This is a genomic window from Ruegeria haliotis, assembly GCF_013377785.1.
Lineage (GTDB): Bacteria > Pseudomonadota > Alphaproteobacteria > Rhodobacterales > Rhodobacteraceae > Ruegeria > Ruegeria haliotis.
Window position 1 is genome coordinate 446,044 of the sequence record NZ_JABXWT010000002.1, and the last position, 20,033, is coordinate 466,076.

16 protein-coding genes are annotated in these 20,033 nt (G+C 57.0%); 5 read left to right on the forward strand and 11 right to left on the reverse strand.

The window, feature by feature from the left end; all coding sequences use genetic code 11:
* Positions 1-79: 79 nt before the first annotated feature.
* From HW561_RS07220 to HW561_RS07240, 5 genes are all read right to left on the reverse strand, one after another.
* Complete coding sequence (locus tag HW561_RS07220) at positions 80-820, reverse strand: M50 family metallopeptidase (protein WP_176863144.1); 741 nt, start codon at positions 818-820, stop codon at positions 80-82.
* Positions 777-1,904, reverse strand: a complete 1,128-nt coding sequence (gene prfB / locus HW561_RS07225) for a peptide chain release factor 2 (RefSeq protein WP_176863146.1) — start codon at positions 1,902-1,904, stop codon at positions 777-779. The genes HW561_RS07220 and prfB overlap by 44 nt, the downstream gene beginning before the upstream one ends.
* Positions 1,905-2,033: 129 nt before the next feature.
* On the reverse strand, positions 2,034-4,523 hold the full coding sequence (locus HW561_RS07230; RefSeq protein ID WP_176863147.1) for a penicillin-binding protein 1A: 2,490 nt from the start codon (positions 4,521-4,523) through the stop codon (positions 2,034-2,036).
* A 95-nt stretch (positions 4,524-4,618) separates the two neighbouring features.
* Positions 4,619-5,839 (reverse strand): N-acetylmuramoyl-L-alanine amidase, encoded by a 1,221-nt coding sequence (locus HW561_RS07235; RefSeq protein ID WP_176863149.1) that lies wholly within the window; start codon positions 5,837-5,839, stop codon positions 4,619-4,621.
* Between the two features lie 66 nt (positions 5,840-5,905).
* Positions 5,906-7,069: a pyridoxal phosphate-dependent aminotransferase gene (locus HW561_RS07240; protein WP_176863151.1), complete on the reverse strand. Its 1,164-nt coding sequence runs from the start codon at positions 7,067-7,069 to the stop codon at positions 5,906-5,908.
* Here HW561_RS07240 and HW561_RS07245 point away from each other — a divergent pair.
* From HW561_RS07245 to HW561_RS07255, 3 genes are all read left to right on the forward strand, one after another.
* Positions 7,068-8,450 carry a M48 family metalloprotease gene (locus HW561_RS07245; RefSeq protein ID WP_176863153.1) on the forward strand — a complete coding sequence of 461 codons (1,383 nt, stop codon included), beginning with the start codon at positions 7,068-7,070 and terminating at the stop codon, positions 8,448-8,450. The genes HW561_RS07240 and HW561_RS07245 overlap by 2 nt on opposite strands.
* A complete protein-coding gene (locus tag HW561_RS07250; RefSeq protein ID WP_176863155.1) occupies positions 8,447-9,205 on the forward strand; it encodes a DsbA family protein in 759 nt (252 codons plus the stop codon). The genes HW561_RS07245 and HW561_RS07250 overlap by 4 nt, the downstream gene beginning before the upstream one ends.
* A 71-nt stretch (positions 9,206-9,276) precedes the next feature.
* Complete coding sequence (locus HW561_RS07255; RefSeq protein WP_176863157.1) at positions 9,277-10,350, forward strand: agmatine deiminase family protein; 1,074 nt, start codon at positions 9,277-9,279, stop codon at positions 10,348-10,350.
* 43 nt (positions 10,351-10,393) lie between these two features.
* Here HW561_RS07255 and ispG read toward each other — a convergent pair whose 3' ends face one another.
* The 3 genes from ispG to hemA all read right to left on the reverse strand — a co-directional run bounded on the left by ispG (position 10,394) and on the right by hemA (position 14,148).
* Positions 10,394-11,515 (reverse strand): flavodoxin-dependent (E)-4-hydroxy-3-methylbut-2-enyl-diphosphate synthase, encoded by a 1,122-nt coding sequence (gene ispG / locus HW561_RS07260; protein ID WP_176863159.1) that lies wholly within the window; start codon positions 11,513-11,515, stop codon positions 10,394-10,396.
* 71 nt (positions 11,516-11,586) lie between these two features.
* The gene (locus tag HW561_RS07265) at positions 11,587-12,795 is read right to left on the reverse strand and encodes a helix-turn-helix domain-containing protein (protein WP_176863161.1); all 1,209 of its coding nucleotides are present in this window, start codon (positions 12,793-12,795) and stop codon (positions 11,587-11,589) included.
* A gap of 129 nt (positions 12,796-12,924) precedes the next feature.
* The gene (gene hemA / locus HW561_RS07270) at positions 12,925-14,148 is read right to left on the reverse strand and encodes a 5-aminolevulinate synthase (protein ID WP_176863163.1); all 1,224 of its coding nucleotides are present in this window, start codon (positions 14,146-14,148) and stop codon (positions 12,925-12,927) included.
* A gap of 333 nt (positions 14,149-14,481) precedes the next feature.
* Between hemA and HW561_RS07275 the strand changes: the two genes are divergently transcribed.
* Positions 14,482-15,867 carry a M20/M25/M40 family metallo-hydrolase gene (locus tag HW561_RS07275; RefSeq protein ID WP_176863165.1) on the forward strand — a complete coding sequence of 462 codons (1,386 nt, stop codon included), beginning with the start codon at positions 14,482-14,484 and terminating at the stop codon, positions 15,865-15,867.
* 141 nt (positions 15,868-16,008) lie between these two features.
* Here the strand turns inward: HW561_RS07275 and lpdA are convergent, their stop codons facing one another.
* On the reverse strand, positions 16,009-17,403 hold the full coding sequence (gene lpdA / locus HW561_RS07280; protein ID WP_176863167.1) for a dihydrolipoyl dehydrogenase: 1,395 nt from the start codon (positions 17,401-17,403) through the stop codon (positions 16,009-16,011).
* A gap of 215 nt (positions 17,404-17,618) precedes the next feature.
* Between lpdA and HW561_RS07285 the strand changes: the two genes are divergently transcribed.
* The gene (locus HW561_RS07285; RefSeq protein WP_176863169.1) at positions 17,619-18,053 is read left to right on the forward strand and encodes a hypothetical protein; all 435 of its coding nucleotides are present in this window, start codon (positions 17,619-17,621) and stop codon (positions 18,051-18,053) included.
* On the opposite strand, the gene HW561_RS07290 is transcribed toward HW561_RS07285, so the two are convergent.
* Entirely contained in the window at positions 18,050-18,628 is a 579-nt protein-coding gene (locus HW561_RS07290) for a DUF924 family protein (protein WP_176863171.1), read from the reverse strand. The two genes, HW561_RS07285 and HW561_RS07290, sit on opposite strands and share 4 nt — an antisense overlap.
* 109 nt (positions 18,629-18,737) lie before the next feature.
* Positions 18,738-20,009, reverse strand: coding sequence for an MFS transporter (locus HW561_RS07295; protein ID WP_176863173.1), 1,272 nt, complete (start codon positions 20,007-20,009; stop codon positions 18,738-18,740).
* Positions 20,010-20,033: the final 24 nt, after the last annotated feature.

Below are 20,033 nucleotides of genomic sequence, written 5' to 3' on the forward strand. Positions count from 1 at the left end.
GTTCGGATCATTTAAACCCACTGTTTAAATGTATGTTTTCTGGATGACACCAAACAGGCGATGCGGCAGATGAAGACCCTTATCGCGCTTTGAAGCTAAATCGCAGATTGCTGTTCTGACCCAACCAGTATTTCAGGCAAACGAAGATCGCCACACAACTCAACACCAGCCACACCCCACCCCACATCATTGTGGTTCCGCCGAATTCCTCAGCCAGCATAAAGGCGTCCGAACGCACGCCAGGGCGTCGGAGTGTATCGTCAAAGATATCATAGGGAACATAGATCATGCTGGTCAGCCCAATGATCCTCAGCACAAGATCGCATACTGCCCGATCCAGATAGCGCGCCATAGCCAGCATTGCCACTCCGACGCCTGCGCAAAAGATCATCGGGAACGGGTCGCGGATGTACAGAAGTGTCACCAGCAGCATGACACCGCCAAATACACCCAGCACGGCGCGATCAGACCGGGTACGCAATGCGATGATCAGCAACGCCATGCCAAGCGCAAGCGATCCAAGATATCCGGCTGACAAGGTAAGAAAGCGGCTGCCACCTCGGGCCGTGACGTGACCGCCTTGCTGAAGGGAAATTGAGAAGCTTTCGACAGACCCGCCCGTTAGAACGACGGCCAAAGCATGTGAAAACTCATGCAGGAAAACGACCAGTATCTTCAGCGGAAGCACGATCGGCGTGTTCCAAAGGACAAACACCAATAGAGTGATCAGGACAAGCTGCCAGTGCCCCCTGAGAAACCTCACCGCCGTGTCGATCTTATCCGTCGCCTTGCGCCTCAGACCGGCTTTTGCCGGCCACATTCAACGCCAGCGTGGCCGCCATGAATCCATCCAGGTCACCGTCCAGAACGCCCTTGGTGTCCGAGGTCTCATGGTTGGTCCGCAGGTCCTTCACCATTTGATACGGCTGCAGCACGTAAGACCGGATCTGGTTGCCCCAGCCCGCGTCACCCTTGGCTTCATGCGCCGCGTTGATTTCGGCGTTGCGACGGTCCAGTTCCTGCTGGTACAGGCGCGATTTCAGCGCTTTCATGGCGATGTCGCGGTTCTGGTGCTGTGACTTCTCAGACGAGGTCACGACAATCCCGGTTGGGATATGCGTAATCCGCACGGCCGAGTCGGTGGTGTTCACGTGCTGACCACCAGCCCCCGACGACCGATAGGTGTCTACCCGGATGTCCGCCGGATTGACGTCGATTTCGATATTGTCGTCGACGACCGGATAGACCCAGATCGAACTGAACGAAGTGTGCCGCTTAGCCGCTGAATCAAACGGCGATATCCGCACCAACCGGTGCACACCGCTTTCTGATTTTAGCCAGCCATAGGCGTTATGCCCAGAAATCTTGTAGGCTGCGGACTTGATCCCAGCCTCTTCGCCCGAGGTTTCGGACTGCAACTCGACGGTATAGCCCTTTTTCTCGGCCCATCGCACATACATCCGCGCCAGCATCGAGGCCCAGTCGCAGCTCTCGGTGCCGCCCGCGCCCGAATTGATCTCGAGGAAGGTATCATTGCCGTCGGCCTCGCCGTCCAGCAAGGCCTCGAGCTCTTTCTTGGCAGCCTTGGACTGTAGCTTTTTGATCGAATCCTCAGCGTCCTGGACAACCTCTTCGTCCTCTTCCATCTCGCCCAGCTCGATCAATTCGATATTGTCATTCAGATCGGTCTTGATGGTTTCATAGGTCTCGATGGCATCTACCAACATCTGACGTTCGCGCATCAGTTTCTGTGCTTTTTCGGGGCTGTCCCAAAGGTTGGGGTCCTCGACGCGCGCGTTGAATTCCTCCAACCGGTGCGGTGCGGTTTCATAATCCATACGCTGTGCCAACAGCTCCAGCGACTTTTCGATTTCCGCCACGATGTTCTGGGTTTCGGCGCGCATGGTCAGGTCCCAACTTGCTCAATCAGGCTTGCGTGATAGCAAGAGGTGAGAGCCACCACAAGACGACTGAAGCGTGAAACACAAACCGTCCGAATGGAAACACTTTCGGCACATTCAGCAATGAGGGCTTTAGTACAATCCACCGGTTGTAACATCGCCTTGCGTGGCCTTCGGGCCAACCGTAACAGTCTCACCCGTCGAGGTCTGTACCTGAACACCGGCACGCTGCACTTCTTCGAACAACGGCAGGTCCGAGCCGATGGCAAAGCCACCGTCAAAAACGCGGTCGATGAACCCATCGACGCCATCGCGGAAGTATTCGGCGACGACGTAATCCCCGCTGGCATTATCAGGCAGACGTGCACCGCTGAACCGGTCGATCTTGATGAACCGACCGCCCTCGGGCACTTCGAACGGGCCTCCGCCGTATTTCTCAACGGCTTGTTCCATGAAGCTTTGGAACACCGGACCACACAACGTGCCACCATAAGCCCCCCGCCCCATCGGACGCGGACGGTCATACCCGATATAGCAGCCCGCCACGATGTTCGAGGTAAAGCCGATGAACCAGGCGTCTTTGGATTCGTTTGTCGTGCCGGTCTTGCCCGCCGTCGGAACCGGCAGGTTGACAACACGAGAGGCTGTTCCGCGATCCACAACCCCTTTCATCATTGACGTCAACTGATACGCGGTGATGGCATCCATGACCTGAGAGCGGTTGGTTTCGATGGTCGGTGACTCGTCGGGCTCAAGCCAGTTGGAGTTGCAGTCCAGACACTGCCGATCATCATGCCGATAGATGGTTTTGCCGAACCGGTCCTGAATACGATCGACCAGAGTGGGTTCGACCCGCTCGCCGCCATTGGCGAACATCGCGTAGGCCGCGACCATTTTGTACAGCGTGGTTTCCTCGGATCCCAGCGAGTTGGCCAGGAATGCGCCCATGCGGTCATAGACACCGAACCGTTCGGCATACCCGGCGACGACCGGCATCGTGACCTCTTGCGCCAGACGGATGGTCATCAGGTTCCGCGACTGTTCAATGCCCGTGCGCAAAGGTGTCGGACCATAGAACTTGTTAGACGAGTTCTTGGGGCGCCACAGGCCTTGCGGCGTATTCACCTCGATCGGCGCGTCGACAACGATGGTGGCCGGGCTGTAGCCGCTGTCCAGTGCTGCGGCATAAACAAAGGGTTTGAAGCTGGAGCCCGGCTGGCGTTGCGCCTGCGTGGCGCGGTTGAACACCGTGTCCTGATACGAGAACCCGCCCTGCATCGCCAATACGCGCCCTGAATTCACGTCCATGGCGACGAAACCGCCCTGCACTTCGGGCACCTGACGGGCAGACCATTGGCCCTCTTCCCCAGCAACCACCAGAATGACGTCACCGCGTTTGAAGTTACCGGCAAAATCACCCTGCATCCATTTGATGTCAGAACGCGGAATGACGCCGTCAGCGGGGCCATCTTCGATGCCAACGGTCAACTGCTGCTCGGCAACCTCCAGAACAACGGCTGGATACCATTGGGTCGGCAGCACCACATCGCGGGGAATTTCCATTAGCGCCAGCACCTGCCGCCATTGGGTTTCATCACCCAGCACATCTTCAGAGATCACTTCACCCGTACCGCGCCATTTCCCACGGGACCGGTCATATTTCTGCAATGCCTCACGCAGAGAGCGGGCCGCCTCGACCTGCATTTCCTCATCAACTGAGGCACGAACCGTGAAGCCGCCGGTAAAGAACTCACCTTCGCCGAAATCTTCGCTCAGCTGGCGGCGGATTTCGTCGGTAAAGTAGTCACGCGGCGGCAGCGCGGTGCGGAAGCTTTCAAAATCACCGTTCTGAACCGAACGCAGCGGCATTTCGACCTCAGTCTCGTATGTCGCTTGATCGATATAGCCGTTCTGCTGCATTTCCCGCAGCACATAGTCGCGACGCGCCAGCAGGCGGTCCTTTTGTCGAACCGGGTGGTAATCCGAAGGCGCCTTGGGCATCGACGCCAATGTTGCGGCCTCGTGCGGGGCTAATTCCTGCAGGGTCTTGTTGAAATAAGTCTGCGCAGCGGCGGTCACGCCGTAAGAGTTCTGACCCAGAAAGATCTCGTTCATGTAAAGTTCGAGGATCTGTTCCTTGTCCAATGTGCCTTCAAGCCGTGTGGCGAGGATGATCTCTTTGATTTTCCGCTCTGCCCGACGGTCGCCTGACAGCAGGAAGTTCTTCATCACCTGCTGGGTGATGGTCGACGCCCCGCGGACGGTTTCGCCCTTGGTCCGCACTGCCTCGACGCCAGCCGCTATGATGCCGCGCGGATCATAGCCCTGATGGGTATAGAAATTCTTGTCTTCGGCCGAGATGAACGCCTGCTTCACCAGATCGGGGATTTCCTCGGACGGAGTGAACAGACGGCGTTCTTGCGCAAATTCATCAATCAGTTGCCCTTCGCCCGAATAAATCCGGCTGATTGTCGGCGGCTTGTATTGTGCCAGCGATTCATGGCTGGGCAGGTCGCGCCCATACATCCAGAACACAGCGCCAATCACCAGCGCAGCCATAAAAACACCCAAAGTCACGAGGCTGAAGATAGCCCCGAAAATCGAAAGAATGAACCGGATCACGTTACTGCCTTTATCTCGCGGTGAGGCCTATATAGTGTCGCACCGCCCAAGGGTCAAAACAACAAGGCGCATTCTAGCCGTTTTGCGCCGCAAGGTCACTGCCCAATCAGGGACTGTCGAACCAGATCCTGCTGACGCCAGTCTTCCAGACCCCGATATATCCCTAACGCCATCTTGGCACGCCATTCCGGATCTTTCAGGTTTTTCAAGTCTCTGGGGCTGGAAAGAAATCCAAGCTCTACCAGAACTGACGGAATATCCGCCGCCTTGAGCACAGAAAAAGACGCCGTGCGCAACGGCTTGTTATTCATCGGCCCGCCCTGCTGCGCCAATCCATTGGACAGCGCGCGTGCCAGTGCATCCGTGCGCGGTTTGGTTTCCTGACGTGCCATGTCCAGCAATACATCCGCCACCTGATCGTCGGCCCCGTTCAGGTCAATCCCCGAGATCAAATCGCCCCGGTCGTGCCGTTCGGCCAATTTTGAACTGGCCACATCCGAGGCGTCGTCAGACAATGTGTAAACCGCAGCCCCATGCGCCCGCCCCTCGGACAGCGAATCTGCGTGCAGTGAAATGAACACATCCGCCCCGGCCCGGTGCGCCAAAGCAATGCGCCGCTCCAGCGAGACAAACTGATCGCCCACACGGGTCAGCACGACCTCGTATCCGCCCGAGCGCAACAGCAGTTCGCGCAATTCCCGGGCGAAAGCCAACATCATGGTCTTTTCGTCTATGCCGCCAACCTCGGCACCGGGATCAATCCCGCCGTGGCCAGGGTCTAGCATCACGCGGATGGCTCGGGTCCCATCACGCGGTGCCGGTTGTGCCGTCACCGCTGGTTCAGGAAGATCCCAACCCGGAATGCGAGGTGCGCCAGCAGAGGCGTTGAACGCGTCAAAATCGGTGCCCTTGAGGTTCAGAGACAGAAGGGCAGACCCCGAGCTTTCATCAACCCTCATATCCGCCGTATCCACGGCCATTGGCGCGCCCAGTTCCAGCACCAGACGCGACCAGCCGGGCACATAGGCCCCGAATTGCGCGCCGCTGATACGTTCGGATTGCAGGAAATCACCTGCGTTCAAGCCGCTCCAGTCGACCTCTTGAAAATCCAATACCATCCGGTACGGATCTCGCAGCGTGAAGATGCGATACGGGACACCCTGACTAAGGCCTATATCGATCCGAACACCGGTGCGACCGATATCAACGATCCGGCTCTGGTCCGGTTGAATGCGGGCCAGTGCACTGAAATCCTGTGCGACCGCACCGCCAGCCAGCGCCCAGATCAGCGCAATACAATAGAAAATCCTGCTCATGGCCTCAAGTTTTCCCGAGATCGATTAGCGGACAGCCTATACCACCCGCCGGACTTTGTGAACGCTTCAGACCTGTTCCGGGATCGCGCCGCGCGCGGCCATGAATGTGCGTAACCGCTCAAGCCCGTCCTGAATGTCCGCCGTCGCACGGGCGTAGGAAAAGCGCAGGGTTGTATGGCCCCGTTGTGGGTCGAAATCCAGGCCTGGTGTGACCGCCACACCCGCCTTATCCAAGATTTCGGCGGCAAAGGCGCGGCTATCATCGGTCAGGTCCGAGACGTCGGCATAGACGTAAAACGCACCATCCGGTGGCGCGATATTGGTGAACCCGGCTTTGGGCAGGCCCTGCAACATCAAAGCACGGTTCTGGCGATAAACACCCAGATTGGCCTGCAGCTCTTCCTCGCAATCCATCGCGGCCAATGCGGCCACCTGGCTGGCATGCGGAGCACAGATGAACATGTTCTGCGCAATCCGTTCGACCACACGCACTTGATCCTCGGGCACAACCATCCAGCCAACGCGCCAGCCAGTCATCGAGAAATACTTGGAGAAAGAATTGATCACATAACATTCGTCCGTCAGCTCAAGCGCGGTAACGGCTTTGGCCTCATATTCCAGCCCGTGATAAATTTCGTCAGAGATAAAGGACGCACCCTGCCCCTGCGCCGCTTCGATCAACGCCGCCATGGAGGCATGATTCAGCATGGTCCCGGTCGGGTTGGCCGGAGACGCAACCATCAGACCCTGCAGATCCAGCCCGGCAAAATCTGCGGAAACAGGTTGCAACCGGTTCTCCGGCGCAGTCGGCAGGTCGACAGGCACCAGCCCCAGCGCCTTGAGAATCTGGCGATAAGACGGATATCCCGGTGCGCCGATGCCGACACGATCACCACTGTCAAACAGTGCGGTGAAGGCCAACAGAAATCCGCCCGAGGACCCGGGAGTGATCACCACCCTCTCGGGGTTCAGATCGACATTGTACCACTCGCCATACAGCTGCGCGATCCGCTGTCGCAATGCAGGCAAACCCAAAGCCACGGTGTACCCCAGTGGGGCTTGCTGCATGGCCTTTGCCAAGGCATCAACTGCCCCTTTTGGTGCTCCGGTTCCGGGTTGGCCAACTTCCATATGAATAATGTGGCGCCCGGCCTCTTCGGCACGGCGCGCAGCCTCCATCACATCCATCACGATAAAGGGATCGACCCCGGACCGGGTTGAGTTTCTCATGCCCATCTCCCATGTTGCAGCCATGGCTTTTGAACGCGTATCCCGGCTGGCGTCAATCCCGGCCCTGATGCTGACGGTTGTCGTTTGGCTGACGGCAGCAGTGCAGAGCCATGCGCAAAGCCTGATCCGCGATCCCGATATAGAACATGGGCTGCAAGAACTGGCCTTTCCGGTGTTGCGAGCTGCGGGTCTGAACACAAACCGCGTCAGAATACTTGTGGTCAACGACAGCACCTTCAACGCCTTTGTCATCGACTACAATGCCATCTATCTGAACTACGGTCTGATTCTGACGGTGGACAGCCCCGAAATGCTGCAAGCCGTCATCGCGCATGAGGCCGCCCATATCGCCAACGGTCATCTGGCGCGACGGGTTGAAAACCTGCGGGCGGCCCAGCGAAACGCCGGGCTTGGCACTGCCCTTGCCCTGATCGCAGCTGCCGCAGGGGGTGGTGAAGCTGCGGCGGGAATCGCTGCAGGCACACAGGCCTCTGCGTTACGCAGTTTTCTGGGCCATACACGGGCCGAAGAATCCTCGGCTGACCGCAGTGCGGCCAGTTATCTGCGACAGGCAGGTATCTCGCCCATTGGCATGGTCACACTGCACCGCAAATTCGCCGGTCAGGATTTGTTGAGTACGGCAAGGCAAGACCCTTACATGCGATCGCATCCAACAAGCCGAGAGCGTCTGCGCGCTGCCGAGACATTTCTGGAGCAATATGGCGATCAGTCGAATCCAAACGCCCGCGCTGATTATTGGTTCGCGCGTGTAAAAGGCAAGTTATCTGCCTTCCTGCGCTCACCCACCTGGACCTTGCGAAACGCCAAAGGCGAACCTGACCGCGATATTCGCATGATGCGCGAGGCCTCGGCCCATCATCAAAACCGCGATCTGGCCCGCGCGCGTGCAGCAATCGGCGAAGCCCTGACCATTCGCCCGGACGATCCTTTCTATTACGAGTTGAAAGGACAAATCCTGTTGGAAAACAGACAAGTGCAAGAGGCTGTCACCGCCTATGGTCAAGCGGTTGAGATGGCCCCGAACGATTCTCTGATACTGGCTGGGTATGGGCGTGCACTTCTGGCACAGGGGCAAACGAAGGAAGCCTTGCAAGCTCTTGAAAAGGCTCGCGCACGCGATTATCGCAACGCCAGATTGATGCAAGATCTTGGCGCGGCTTATGCCAAAGTTGGCAACAACGGGATGGCTTCAGCCGTCACCGCTGAACGTTACGCCTTGCAAGGCCGACTGGCCGATGCGGGCATCCACGCAAAACGCGCGGTCCGACAATTGCCCGAAGGTTCTCCGGGTTGGCAAAGGGCACAGGATGTGTTGATTGCCTCGGAACGCGCAAAGAAAAACAAAAGGAAACGGAAATGATCCTCAGACATGCTGCACCCGCCCTTCTGGGGCTTTCCCTGATTACTGGCCCGGCGCAGGCGCTGGACCTGAACGCCCTGAGCGACGCAGAGAAAACCGAATTCGGCGCGCAGGTCCGCGAGTACCTTCTGGAAAATCCCGAAGTGATCATCGAGGCGATCAACATCCTTGAACAGCGCAATGCTACAGTCGAGGCACAGGCGGACAAGGAACTGGTCGCGGCCAATGCCGATGAACTGTTCAATGACGGGTTCAGCTGGGTCGGCGGTAACCCGGACGGCGACATCACACTGGTCGAGTTCATGGACTACCGCTGCGGCTATTGTCGTCGTGCGGTTCCGGAAGTGGCCAACCTGTTGGCTGCAGACGGCAATATCCGTCTGGTGATCAAGGAATTCCCGATCCTGGGCGATGCTTCAGTCGTGTCCTCGCGCTTTGCGCTGGCAACCAAGCATGTGGCAGGTCGGGACGCTTACAAACAAGTTCATGACGCCCTGATGGAATTCAGTGGTGAGCCTACCGAAGTTACTCTGCGCCGTATCTCAGACGGTCTGGGTCTGGATAGTGAAGCGATTGTTGCTGCAATGGACAGCGATCAGGTCACGGATGAAATTGCCAAAACCCGTGCTCTGGCGCAGCGGATGCAGATTTCCGGGACGCCTTCATTTGTGCTGGGAACAGAAATGCTGCGTGGGTTCCTTCCTGCGGATCAGATGCAGCAGATTGCAGACGGGGTTCGTGCCGAGCAAGGCTGAAGAAACACAAGCATCGTTGGTTCGCGCCAGCGATGCTCTTCTCGACAATCAGTCATGAAGGTCACTGTGGTATGAACAGGCGGGATTTACTGATTACCGGTGGAGCGTTGGGGATTGTGAGTATTGCAAATCAGTCGTTAGCCCAATCAGCTTTGGGTTTTTATGTACCCGCAGAAGAAACGCGACATCAACGCACGTTCATGCAGTGGCCCAGCAGCCGCAAGGTCTATTCCGACCGTTTCCTCCTGGAGATCGTACAACAAGCAATTGCGGATATTGCCAATACCATTGCCGAGTTTGAACCTGTTGTGATGCTGGCTGCGGCCAAGCATCACGCGCAGGCGCGTCGCAAACTCTCGTCCTTGGTAGAGCTTTGGGATGTTCCCACCGAAGACCTCTGGTGCCGGGATGCGGGGCCAGTCTTCGTGATAAGTGACAGCGGCGGGCTCGCTGTCAGTCAGATACAATTCAACGGTTGGGGAAAGAAACAAGTTCACAACCATGATGCACGTATCGCTGGGCTGGTTGCCAAGCACTTGGATCTACCCATTTTACCAACCGGTTTATTTGGCGAAGCGGGTGGTGTTGAGCAAGACGGTCGCGGCTTGCTCATGGCACATGAAAGTTCCTGGGTGAACGACAACCGTAACCCCGGACTAACCCGAGATGAAATCGAGGGCCGGCTGCTGGCAGCTTACGGAGCAAATCGCATGATCTGGTCCGACGGTGTTTGGGGCGAAGATATTACGGACTATCATATAGACAGTCTGGCGCGCTTTACCGGGCCAAACCGCGTTTTGATGAATCTGCCGGACAAGCCTGATATGAACGACCCCTTCCATACCTCTGCTTTAGATACGCACGATCGGTTGCTTGCCGAAAACGTACAGGTTGAGACTATCCCGGAGCCAAATATTCGGCGCGTCAGTGATCTGGAGTTCGTTGCATCATACGTAAACTACTATGTCTGCAACGGCGCTGTTATCACGTCTCAATTCGGTGACAGAGAAACAGATGAGATTGCGCAAGAAGCGCTGAGCCGCCATTTTCCCGGGCGCGAAATCGTCGCGCTGAACGTAGATATACTGGGGGAATTGGGGGGAGGTATTCATTGCGCAACGCAACAGATGCCTGCCGTTCAGTAGCAGCCCGTTCGGCGGGACCATAAACCCCTCCAAACCAAATGGGTTACTCCGCCGCTTCCTGCGCGGCGTCCAGCTCGGCCGCCTTCTTCTCGACCTCTTCCACGATATGGTCGACCATCTGATCGTTCGACATCTTGTGGCTGGCCTTTCCGGCCAAATAGACCATGCCAGCCCCCGCTCCGCCGCCGGTGAACCCGACATCGGTCATCAGCGCTTCGCCAGGGCCGTTCACCACGCAACCGATGATCGATAGCGACATCGGCGTTTTGATGTGTTCCAAACGGTGCTCCAGCGCTTCGACCGTTTTGATCACGTCAAAACCCTGCCGCGCGCAGGACGGGCAGGAGATGATGTTGACACCACGATGGCGCAGACCCAGAGATTTCAGAATCTCGAAGCCGACTTTGACCTCTTCGACCGGATCGGCGGACAGGCTGACGCGGATCGTATCGCCGATGCCCATCCACAAAAGGTTACCCAGCCCGATGGCAGATTTGATGGTGCCTGAAACCAGCCCGCCTGCCTCGGTAATGCCAAGGTGGATTGGGGCGTCCGTCGCCTCGGCAATGCCTTGATAGGCCGCGGCGGACAGAAACACGTCGCTGGCCTTCACGCTGATCTTGAAGTTGTGAAAGTCGTTATCCTGCAGAATGCGGATATGGTCCAAACCGCTTTCAACCATCGCCTCAGGGCACGGCTCACCGTATTTTTCCAGCAGGTGCCGTTCCAGACTGCCCGCATTCACCCCGATGCGGATCGAGCAATTGTGGTCACGCGCAGCCTGAATAACCTCTTTCACCCGTTTTTCGTCGCCAATATTGCCCGGATTGATCCGCAGACAGGCTGCACCAGCTTCGGCCGCTTCGATGCCGCGACGATAGTGAAAATGGATGTCCGCCACGATCGGCACCGGGCTTTCGCGCACGATGTCTTTCAGCGCTTTTGACGATGCCTCATCCGGAACAGAAATGCGCACAATATCAGCGCCAGCCTCAGCTGCGGCCTGTACCTGCGCGACTGTCCCTGCCACATCAGTGGTCAACGTGTTTGTCATCGTTTGCACGGCGATTGGCGCGTCACCCCCGACAGGTACGTTACCCACCATGATCTGACGGGATTTGCGGCGATAGATATCGCGCCAGGGACGTACGTGATTAAGGGACATATGGACGGATCCGCAACTGCCTAGGTTCCGACTTTAAATAGTTCGGCAACCGCAGTATCGCAATGGCTAGATCACTCGGCGGGCGCTTCTGTCACCTGTGTCTGAAGTTCGGCCACCAATTGCTTGAGCGCGCTGTTATGCTCGGCTTCGAGATCGGCAACGTTATAGGTATCGGAAACGGCGTCCTTGGACAGGACAACGCCTTTGGCCACCGTACCGGGTGCACCCGCAGGCCCGAAATGCTCACCGTTCATCGAGAAATAAACCGATCCCGATGCCCCTGCGCGCAGCAAAGGTGGCTCTTCGGTCAACGGTACCTCGAACACGTTGCCCTGTTCGACGGTGCCAAGAGTACCCTCGAATATCACACTGCCATCCGCAGCGGTGACCCGCATCCACGCCGGGTCAACGGCAACAATCTTGAGCGTCGAATCGACCTGTTCGACAACCTGAGGGAGGGCTGGTCGTTCGACCGTGTGTATGTCAGCAACCTCGAACTGCGGCAATTCCGGCGGACGAAACGCACCGACATTGCGCGGATCAAGCGTTGAAATCGGCGCATCGCGGGCGACCAGAACTGGTACGTCCAGCGCCTGCGGACGATACAGACGGTCCAGCGCTTCGGTGTTCGGAGCCTCCGCCGTTTCAACGTCACCTGTGCTGAGGCGTGCTGCATCCAGCGGATCAAGATCCGAAAGAACCACAGGCGCCTGTTCAACCGGGCTGACCTGTACCTGCTGGATCTTGTTCAAAACCGCCCAACCGCCATAGCCAATACCGCCAATCAGCGCCAGCAGCACCAGCGAAGACCCGATAGCGCGCGGTTCAATCTGACTGACCAGGGATTCCTTGCCCGGAATGTAAGGTGTATTCGGCGAGATGAACGGATCGCGCCCCATTGGCCCCCGTGAAGGCAAATCACCCGTAGCCTTGCGGACAACCGACGCCTCGGCGGACATGCCATGCGCCACCTCAAATCCGCTTTCCAGACAGAAGGCGGCAAAGGTTTCGTCGGGGTTCATACCAAGATAACGGGCGTAAGAACGCACATACCCGGCGATGAAGCCGGGTGTGTCAAATGCGTCAGGATCGGCATTTTCTATGGCAGCGATGTAGTTGGCTTTGATCCGCAACTCGCGCTGAACGTCCAGAAGGGACTTGCCCATGGTGGCCCGTTCGCCACGCATCTTATCACCAAGCCGCACCTCGTAGTCGTCAAAGCCCTTTGGCCTGACATCCATACCTTCTTCGGAATCGCGCTGTGATCTGCGCCCAATCATCCCTGCTGCCCCATTTTGCCTGTCGCGTGTTTCACGCTAACGGCGAATCATCCCTATAATGATTCGTCCGATACTTTTGTTAGCGTAATCTTAACACGCGACAACCGAGTTGCACACTTTGGCGTGATATTATCCGGCAAGTTCGGCGCGATTTAGCGCACAATGTGACCAAAGTTCGTCCATCGCCTGCACCAAACGGTTCATTTCGTCAGGTCCATGCACCGGAGACGGGGTAAAACGCAGACGCTCGGTTCCGCGCGGAACGGTCGGGAAATTGATCGGCTGCACATAGATACCGTGATCATCCAGCAACATATCGCTCAACTTTTTGGTGTGCACAGGGTTGCCGACGATCACCGGCACGATGTGGCTACCGTGATCAATCAGTGGCATGCCCAGCCCCTTCAGCCGCAGCTTGAGGATCTTCGCCTGTGTCTGGTGCTGCTCACGCAGCTCCGGTGCGCGCTTCAGATACGCCACCGATGCCGCCGCACCAGCAGCAACCGCCGGTGGCAGAGATGTGGTGAAGATGAAGCCCGGCGCATACGAGCGTACGGCGTCACACATTTTCTCACTGGCGGCGATGTATCCACCCATCACGCCATAAGCCTTGGCCAGCGTGCCATTGATGATATCGATGCGATGCGCCAGGCTGTCCCGTTCGGTCACACCACCGCCACGCGGGCCATACATGCCGACTGCATGAACCTCATCAATGTAAGTCAGTGCGCCAAATTCGTCCGCCAGATCACAGATCTCTTCGATGGGTCCAAAATCGCCATCCATCGAATAGACCGACTCAAATGCGATCAGTTTGGGTGCAGCCGGATCATCGGCCTCAAGCAGCTCGCGCAGATGAGCGACATCATTGTGACGGAAGATGCGCTTTTCCCCGCCATTGCGGCGGACACCTTCAATCATCGAGGCATGGTTCAGCGCATCGGAATAGATAATCAGGCCGGGGAACAATCTTGGCAATGTGCTCAGCGTCGCATCATTGGCAATATACGCGCTGGTAAACAGCAAGGCAGCTTCTTTGCCATGAAGATCTGCCAATTCGGCCTCGAGCCGCTTGTGATACACCGTGGTGCCCGAGATGTTGCGCGTCCCGCCCGAGCCTGCCCCGGCCGAATCGACGGCCTCGTGCATCGCATCCAGAACGACGGGATGCTGCCCCATACCCAGATAGTCGTTCCCACACCAAACGGTGATGTTCTGCTGCGAGCCATCCAAGCGGGTGCGCACCGCATGCGGAAAATGACCGTTGCGACGTTCGATATCGATAAAGGTCCGGTAACGTCCTTCGTCATGCAGCCTGGCAATCGCTGAATCGAGCTGAGCAGTATAGTCCAACGGACCCTCCTTGACTGCCCGGTGCACAGTACCGCCTCCGGGCAAGAATTCTTTCACGCGCGACAGTTTCCACTGCCTTTGCGAATTTGCGTTCCCCTGTCCCGACTGCGTACAGTCTAACCGGTGAACCCAACTTTGATTTGCATCAAATATCGGCTCGGTCCACATCCGACAAGTAAAGTTACGTCCATCAGACGCGAGGAAACGACGCAGGCACCCAATCTTGGGTCGGCAAGTTTCCGATATTAAACCAATTTCAAGCTTAACCACACTGGACGACGGCGACAACGCTGATAGGTTTCGACCAGGAAATGATACCATGCAGGAGCTCCTATGTCGCTAGACCCCGTGCTGACCCGGATCGACGAAGATCTGCAATCCTCGATCGACCGTTTGATGGAGCTGCTGCGCATCCCGTCCATCTCCACTGATCCCGCCTTTGATTCTGATGTCAGCCGCGCCGCGGACTGGCTGGTCGCTGACTTGCAAAGCATCGGCATTGCGGCTGAAAAACGGGATACGACTGGCCACCCCATGGTCGTTGGACATGTGGGCGAAGACGGTGACGGCCCCCATGTTCTGTTTTATGGCCACTACGATGTGCAACCGGTCGACCCGCTGAACCTGTGGAAACGCGATCCGTTCGACCCGGCGATCGAAGACACCGAACACGGCCCGGTCATCCGGGGCCGGGGTTCTTCCGATGACAAAGGGCAACTGATGACCTTTGTCGAGGCCTGCCGCGCTTGGAAAGCTGTTCATGGCACCCTGCCCTGTCGCATTACCTTCTTTTTTGAAGGTGAAGAGGAATCCGGTTCGCCGTCGCTGATCCCCTTCCTCAGAGAAAACGCAACTGAGTTGAAGGCCGATCTGGCATTGGTCTGCGACACCTCGATGGTATCGCGCGGCGTGCCGTCGATTGCGGCGCAGCTGCGAGGCATGCTTAAGGATGAGTTCACCATCGTCGGGCCTCGCATTGACCTGCATTCGGGCCATTATGGCGGCCCTGGTCTGAATCCTCTGCGCGAACTGTCGAAAATTGTCGCCTCATTCTATGATGATGAAACAGGTCGCGTCGCCGTGGATGGGTTTTACGAAGGCGTGCACGAAGTTCCACCTGAACAACTGCGCCAATGGCAAGGCTGCGGCTTTGACGAATCGGATTATCTGAATTCGGTTGGATATACCCAACCCCATGGCGAAAAGGCATATTCCACGCTGGAACAACAATGGGCCCGCCCAACACTTGAGGTAAACGGCCTGTGGGGTGGGTACAATGGCGCGGGATCCAAAACGGTGATCCCGTCCGAGGCGCATTGCAAGATCACCTGCCGTCTTGTCGGCGACATGGATCCTGACGCGCTGCGCGCCAAGATCCGCAAACACGTCGCCGAGAACCTGTCTCCGGACGCCAAAGTGATCTGGGATACGGACATGGAAGGATCGCCCGCTTCGGTGATGAACATCAACCGCCCGGAATTCGAGGCGGCACGCGGCGCCTTATCCGACGAATGGGACCGCGAGGCCGTCTTTACCGGCATGGGCGGATCGATACCCGTTGTCGGTTATTTCGACACCGAACTTGGGTTGGATTCGATGCTGGTAGGATACGCCAATGAGGATGACGCGATTCATTCACCGAACGAGAAATACGATGTCAAAAGCTTTCACAAGGGCATTCGCTCTTGGGCTCGCATTCTGGATGCATTGACACGCTGATCTGTCAGTATTTTGCGAGGCTCTGCCTCGCGCTCCGAGGTATTTTCGGCCAGATGAATAGCGGATCCTCTGCTTCATCTGGCCGAAAATACCTCGGGGGGAGTCGCGGCTTGCCGCGGCGGGGGCAGAGCCCCCCTTTCCCTACATATGAATCACACGCCCATATGCATCCAACACGCTTTCATGCATCATTTCTGACAGTGTCGGGTGCGGGAAGACGGTATTCATCAGATCCTCTTCCGTTGTCTCCAGCTGACGACCCACCACATAACCTTGGATCAGTTCGGTGACCTCAGCCCCAATCATGTGGGCGCCCAGTAGTTCACCGGTCTTGGCGTCAAAGATCGTTTTGATCAGACCTTCGGACTCACCCAGAGCAATGGCTTTGCCATTTCCGATGAACGGGAAGCGACCAACCTTGATGTCATAGCCAAGTTCCTTGGCCTTGGCCTCGGTATATCCCACTGATGCGACCTGCGGCTGGCAATAGGTACAGCCCGCGATGCTTTCGGGTTTCACCGGATGCGCATGCTGGCCAGCGATCAGGTCGGCAACCATGACGCCTTCGTGGCTGGCCTTGTGCGCCAGCCAGGGCGCGCCAGCAATGTCACCGATGGCATACAGCCCCTCGACACCAGTCCGACAATATTCATCTGTAACGACATGCGTGCGGTCGATTTTGACACCCAGCGCCTCAAGCCCCAGATTTTCCACGTTACCAACGATACCAACGGCTGAGATCACTGTGTCAAAATCGTGCTTTTCGACCTTGCCCTTGACCTCGATATGGGCCGTCACCTTGCCCTTGGCACGATCCAGTTTCTTAACCATGGCCTTTTCCATGATCTTCATGCCCTGCTTGGTGAACGCCTTCTTGGCCAACCCGCTGATTTCGGCATCTTCAACCGGCAGCACACGGTCCATAACCTCGACCACAGTCGTGTCAGCGCCCAGAGTGTTATAGAAGCTGGCGAATTCGATACCGATGGCACCCGAACCAATGACCAGCAACTTTTTCGGCATACGAGGCGGTTGTAGGGCGTGCTTGTAGGTCCAGACCAAGTCTCCATCTGCCTCCAGGCCCGGCAGTTCACGCGCCCGCGCACCGGTGGCCAGAACGATGTTCTTGGCGGTCAGTTCTTCGGTGCCCTTGTCGGTTTTGACACTGACCTTGCCCTTGGCTGGGATCGTCGCTTCACCCATCACAACGGTGACTTTGTTTTTCTTCAGCAGGTGGCCGATACCGCCCGACAGCTGACCCGCGACTCCCCGCGATCGCTTTACAACGGCGTCCAGATCGTAACCGATCTTGTCCGCCTTCAGACCAAAGTCCTTTGCACGCTCCATCAGATGGAACACCTCGGACGAACGCAGCAGCGCCTTGGTCGGAATACAACCCCAATTCAGGCAGATGCCGCCCAGATGCTCACGCTCGACAACGGCAGTCTTCAGGCCCAGCTGCGCCGCGCGAATGGCAGCAACATACCCCCCCGGACCAGCGCCAATTACGATCAGATCAAAAGATTGTGCAGCCATGTGTCCCTCTCGGCGCAGGTCGGTGGAAAATTAGTTTACCATTAAACTAATTTTCACAATGCATCAACACGCTGGCTCCGCGACAAAAGCGACGCGGGGTCAGCGCAACAGGAATTTACAGATTTCAGCCTATACCCGACGCATCTCAATGGCTAGAACAGAAGGATCAAAACCGTTCCGACTTTCCTAATCACAAGTCATTCGAAAGGCTTACCATGGCCAGAACGCTCAAAGATCTACTGCTCGCCCTACTGAACGCCACACTCATTCTGGTGGCCCTGTGTCTGTTTCTGGGATGGAAACTGGCCTCAACCGTAGACGGTATCACCTCCAGGTTTTCCGAAAATCTGCAGATTGTCACCGCGTTGCGGGAAGACGCTCAGGGAATCCGAGGTGAGTTGGCAGCCCTGCGCAGTGATCTAGCAACGATTCCGGTCGATGGCGGCGTAGTAGATAACATCACGGCTCAGCGCATTACGACAACCCTGACCCGGCTGAACGATGTGGAAGACAAACTGAAATCTGCCCAAGCCAAGTTTGCAGATCTGGCGGACTCGCCGGATGTGCTGATTGATCAGGCCATTCAAACCTCGGCCGACGTTATCGCCGACCGGGTCATTGCCATTCGTGGATGTGTGCCGGAAACCTAGCCTGCGGCCTGCAACTCACGCACGGTCGTGCCGTAGCCACCCATATTGACATAGGCGGCCTCATGCTCGGTCGTGGGCCGGGACAAGGCTTCGTTGCGATACGGGAACCGACCGAATTTGCGGATCACTTCGCGATGCGCCCGGGCATGCAGCAGGTTGCTGGCATCGCCATCTGTCATGTTCTGACACATCAGGCGCACGCAGCGTTCCTGATCACACAGGTTTTCCGAATGCATCATCGGCAAATAAAAGAACTGCCGCGCCGGCTCGTCGATCTTCAGATCCCAGCCTTTGTCGACAGCACATTTCGCTGCTGCCAGCGCTGCGCGGTCTGAAGAAAAGGCCTTGGCCTCACCCCGGAACATGTTGCGTGGGAACTGATCCATCAAAATGACATAAGCCAGTGAACCACTGGGATAGGTCAACCAGAGCGAAAACCTGCCCTGGCTTGCGGCCTCCCATGTCTTCAGGAAACGATCGCGGATTTCAGCATCCAAAGCTTCATCCTGCAGATACCACCCCTTGGGACCAACATCATCTAACCAAAAACTCAATACGCTTTCAGGCCCTACCATTGCCCTAAACTCCGTCTTTTGCCCTCCCCAGGGACGTAACGTTATTTAAGTCCGTTTTACAGATTTATAACAGTAACATATTGCAACACTTGCGACATAAATTCGTGTCCTAGGCAACATCTTGCGCGTCCTGTTCGGCCTCGGCGGCTTCGATGGCAACTTCCTGAGCTACCTCAAGCACCACAGGCGAGGCGGTTGGATACAACGGAGACATGGTGCCCGTTTCGTCCACAGGGATCGCAGCACGCTGGGTCATACGGTAGATCGCATAGCCAGCCATCACGAACAAAAGCACTGCGATAAACAGGAAAAATCCCTGAGGGCCAACTACGGCGTCGCCCATCAGCCAACCGGTAATCAGGGGCCCTGCAATCGCCCCCAGGCCATTGATAAAGAGCAGCCCACCGGACGCCGCCGCCATGTCCTCAAGTTCCAGAAAGTCGTTCGTATGAGCGATTAAAAGGGAATAGAGCGGATTGGACATCCCGCCTATGAAAAAGGCAGCGCCCAAAAGGATCGGGAATGTCACCCCGAACAGCATCCCCACTGTGGCGCCGCATCCGCCCAAAAAAGAAGCGACCAGGATCAGCACCCGTCGGTCCATCCGGTCCGAAAACCAGCCCAGCGGGTATTGCAACACAACGGCCCCCACAAAGAACGCAGCAACGAAGGTCGAGATTTCCACCAGTGTCAGTCCAGCCTGGGCCCCGTAGACAGGGGCCATACCAAACTGCGCCGAGAACACACCGCCCAACAAAAACATGCCGACGCAGCCCATTGGCGATTTCCCCATCAGCTCGCGCAGGGTCATCGGTTTGGTGGTGTCAAACGCTGGTGTTGGCGAGATCGACAGCAGAATGGGCGCAAATGAAACTGACACCAAAATCGACGCGATCACGAATGTTTCATACCCGGCGGGGTCACCGACCAGCATTAGCGCCTGCGCGCTGATGATACCCGTCATCTGGACAATCATATAGAGTGACAGGGCCTGACCACGGTTTTCATTGCTGGCCGCGTTGTTCAGCCAGCTTTCCGCCGTGACATACACACCCGAGAAACAGAATCCGATCACGACACGACCCAGTACCCACGCAACTGGGTCGGTCAGCATTGGATACATGATCATCACGGCTGAAATAAACGACGCCAACGCAGCGAACACCCGCACATGACCAACCCTCCGGATCATCTCTGGCGCCAGACGCGATCCGCCGAGGAAGCCCATGAAGTAAGCCGACATGACAAAGGACATCTGCAGGGTCGAAAACCCTTCGATTTCACCACGGACACCCAGGATCGTGCCCTGAAGACCGTTTCCGACCATCAGCAGCCCCATACCTAGAAGAAGAGCCCATGCGTTGGACAAGACCTGAATCATTGGGGCCTCCGAGAAATGCCGACC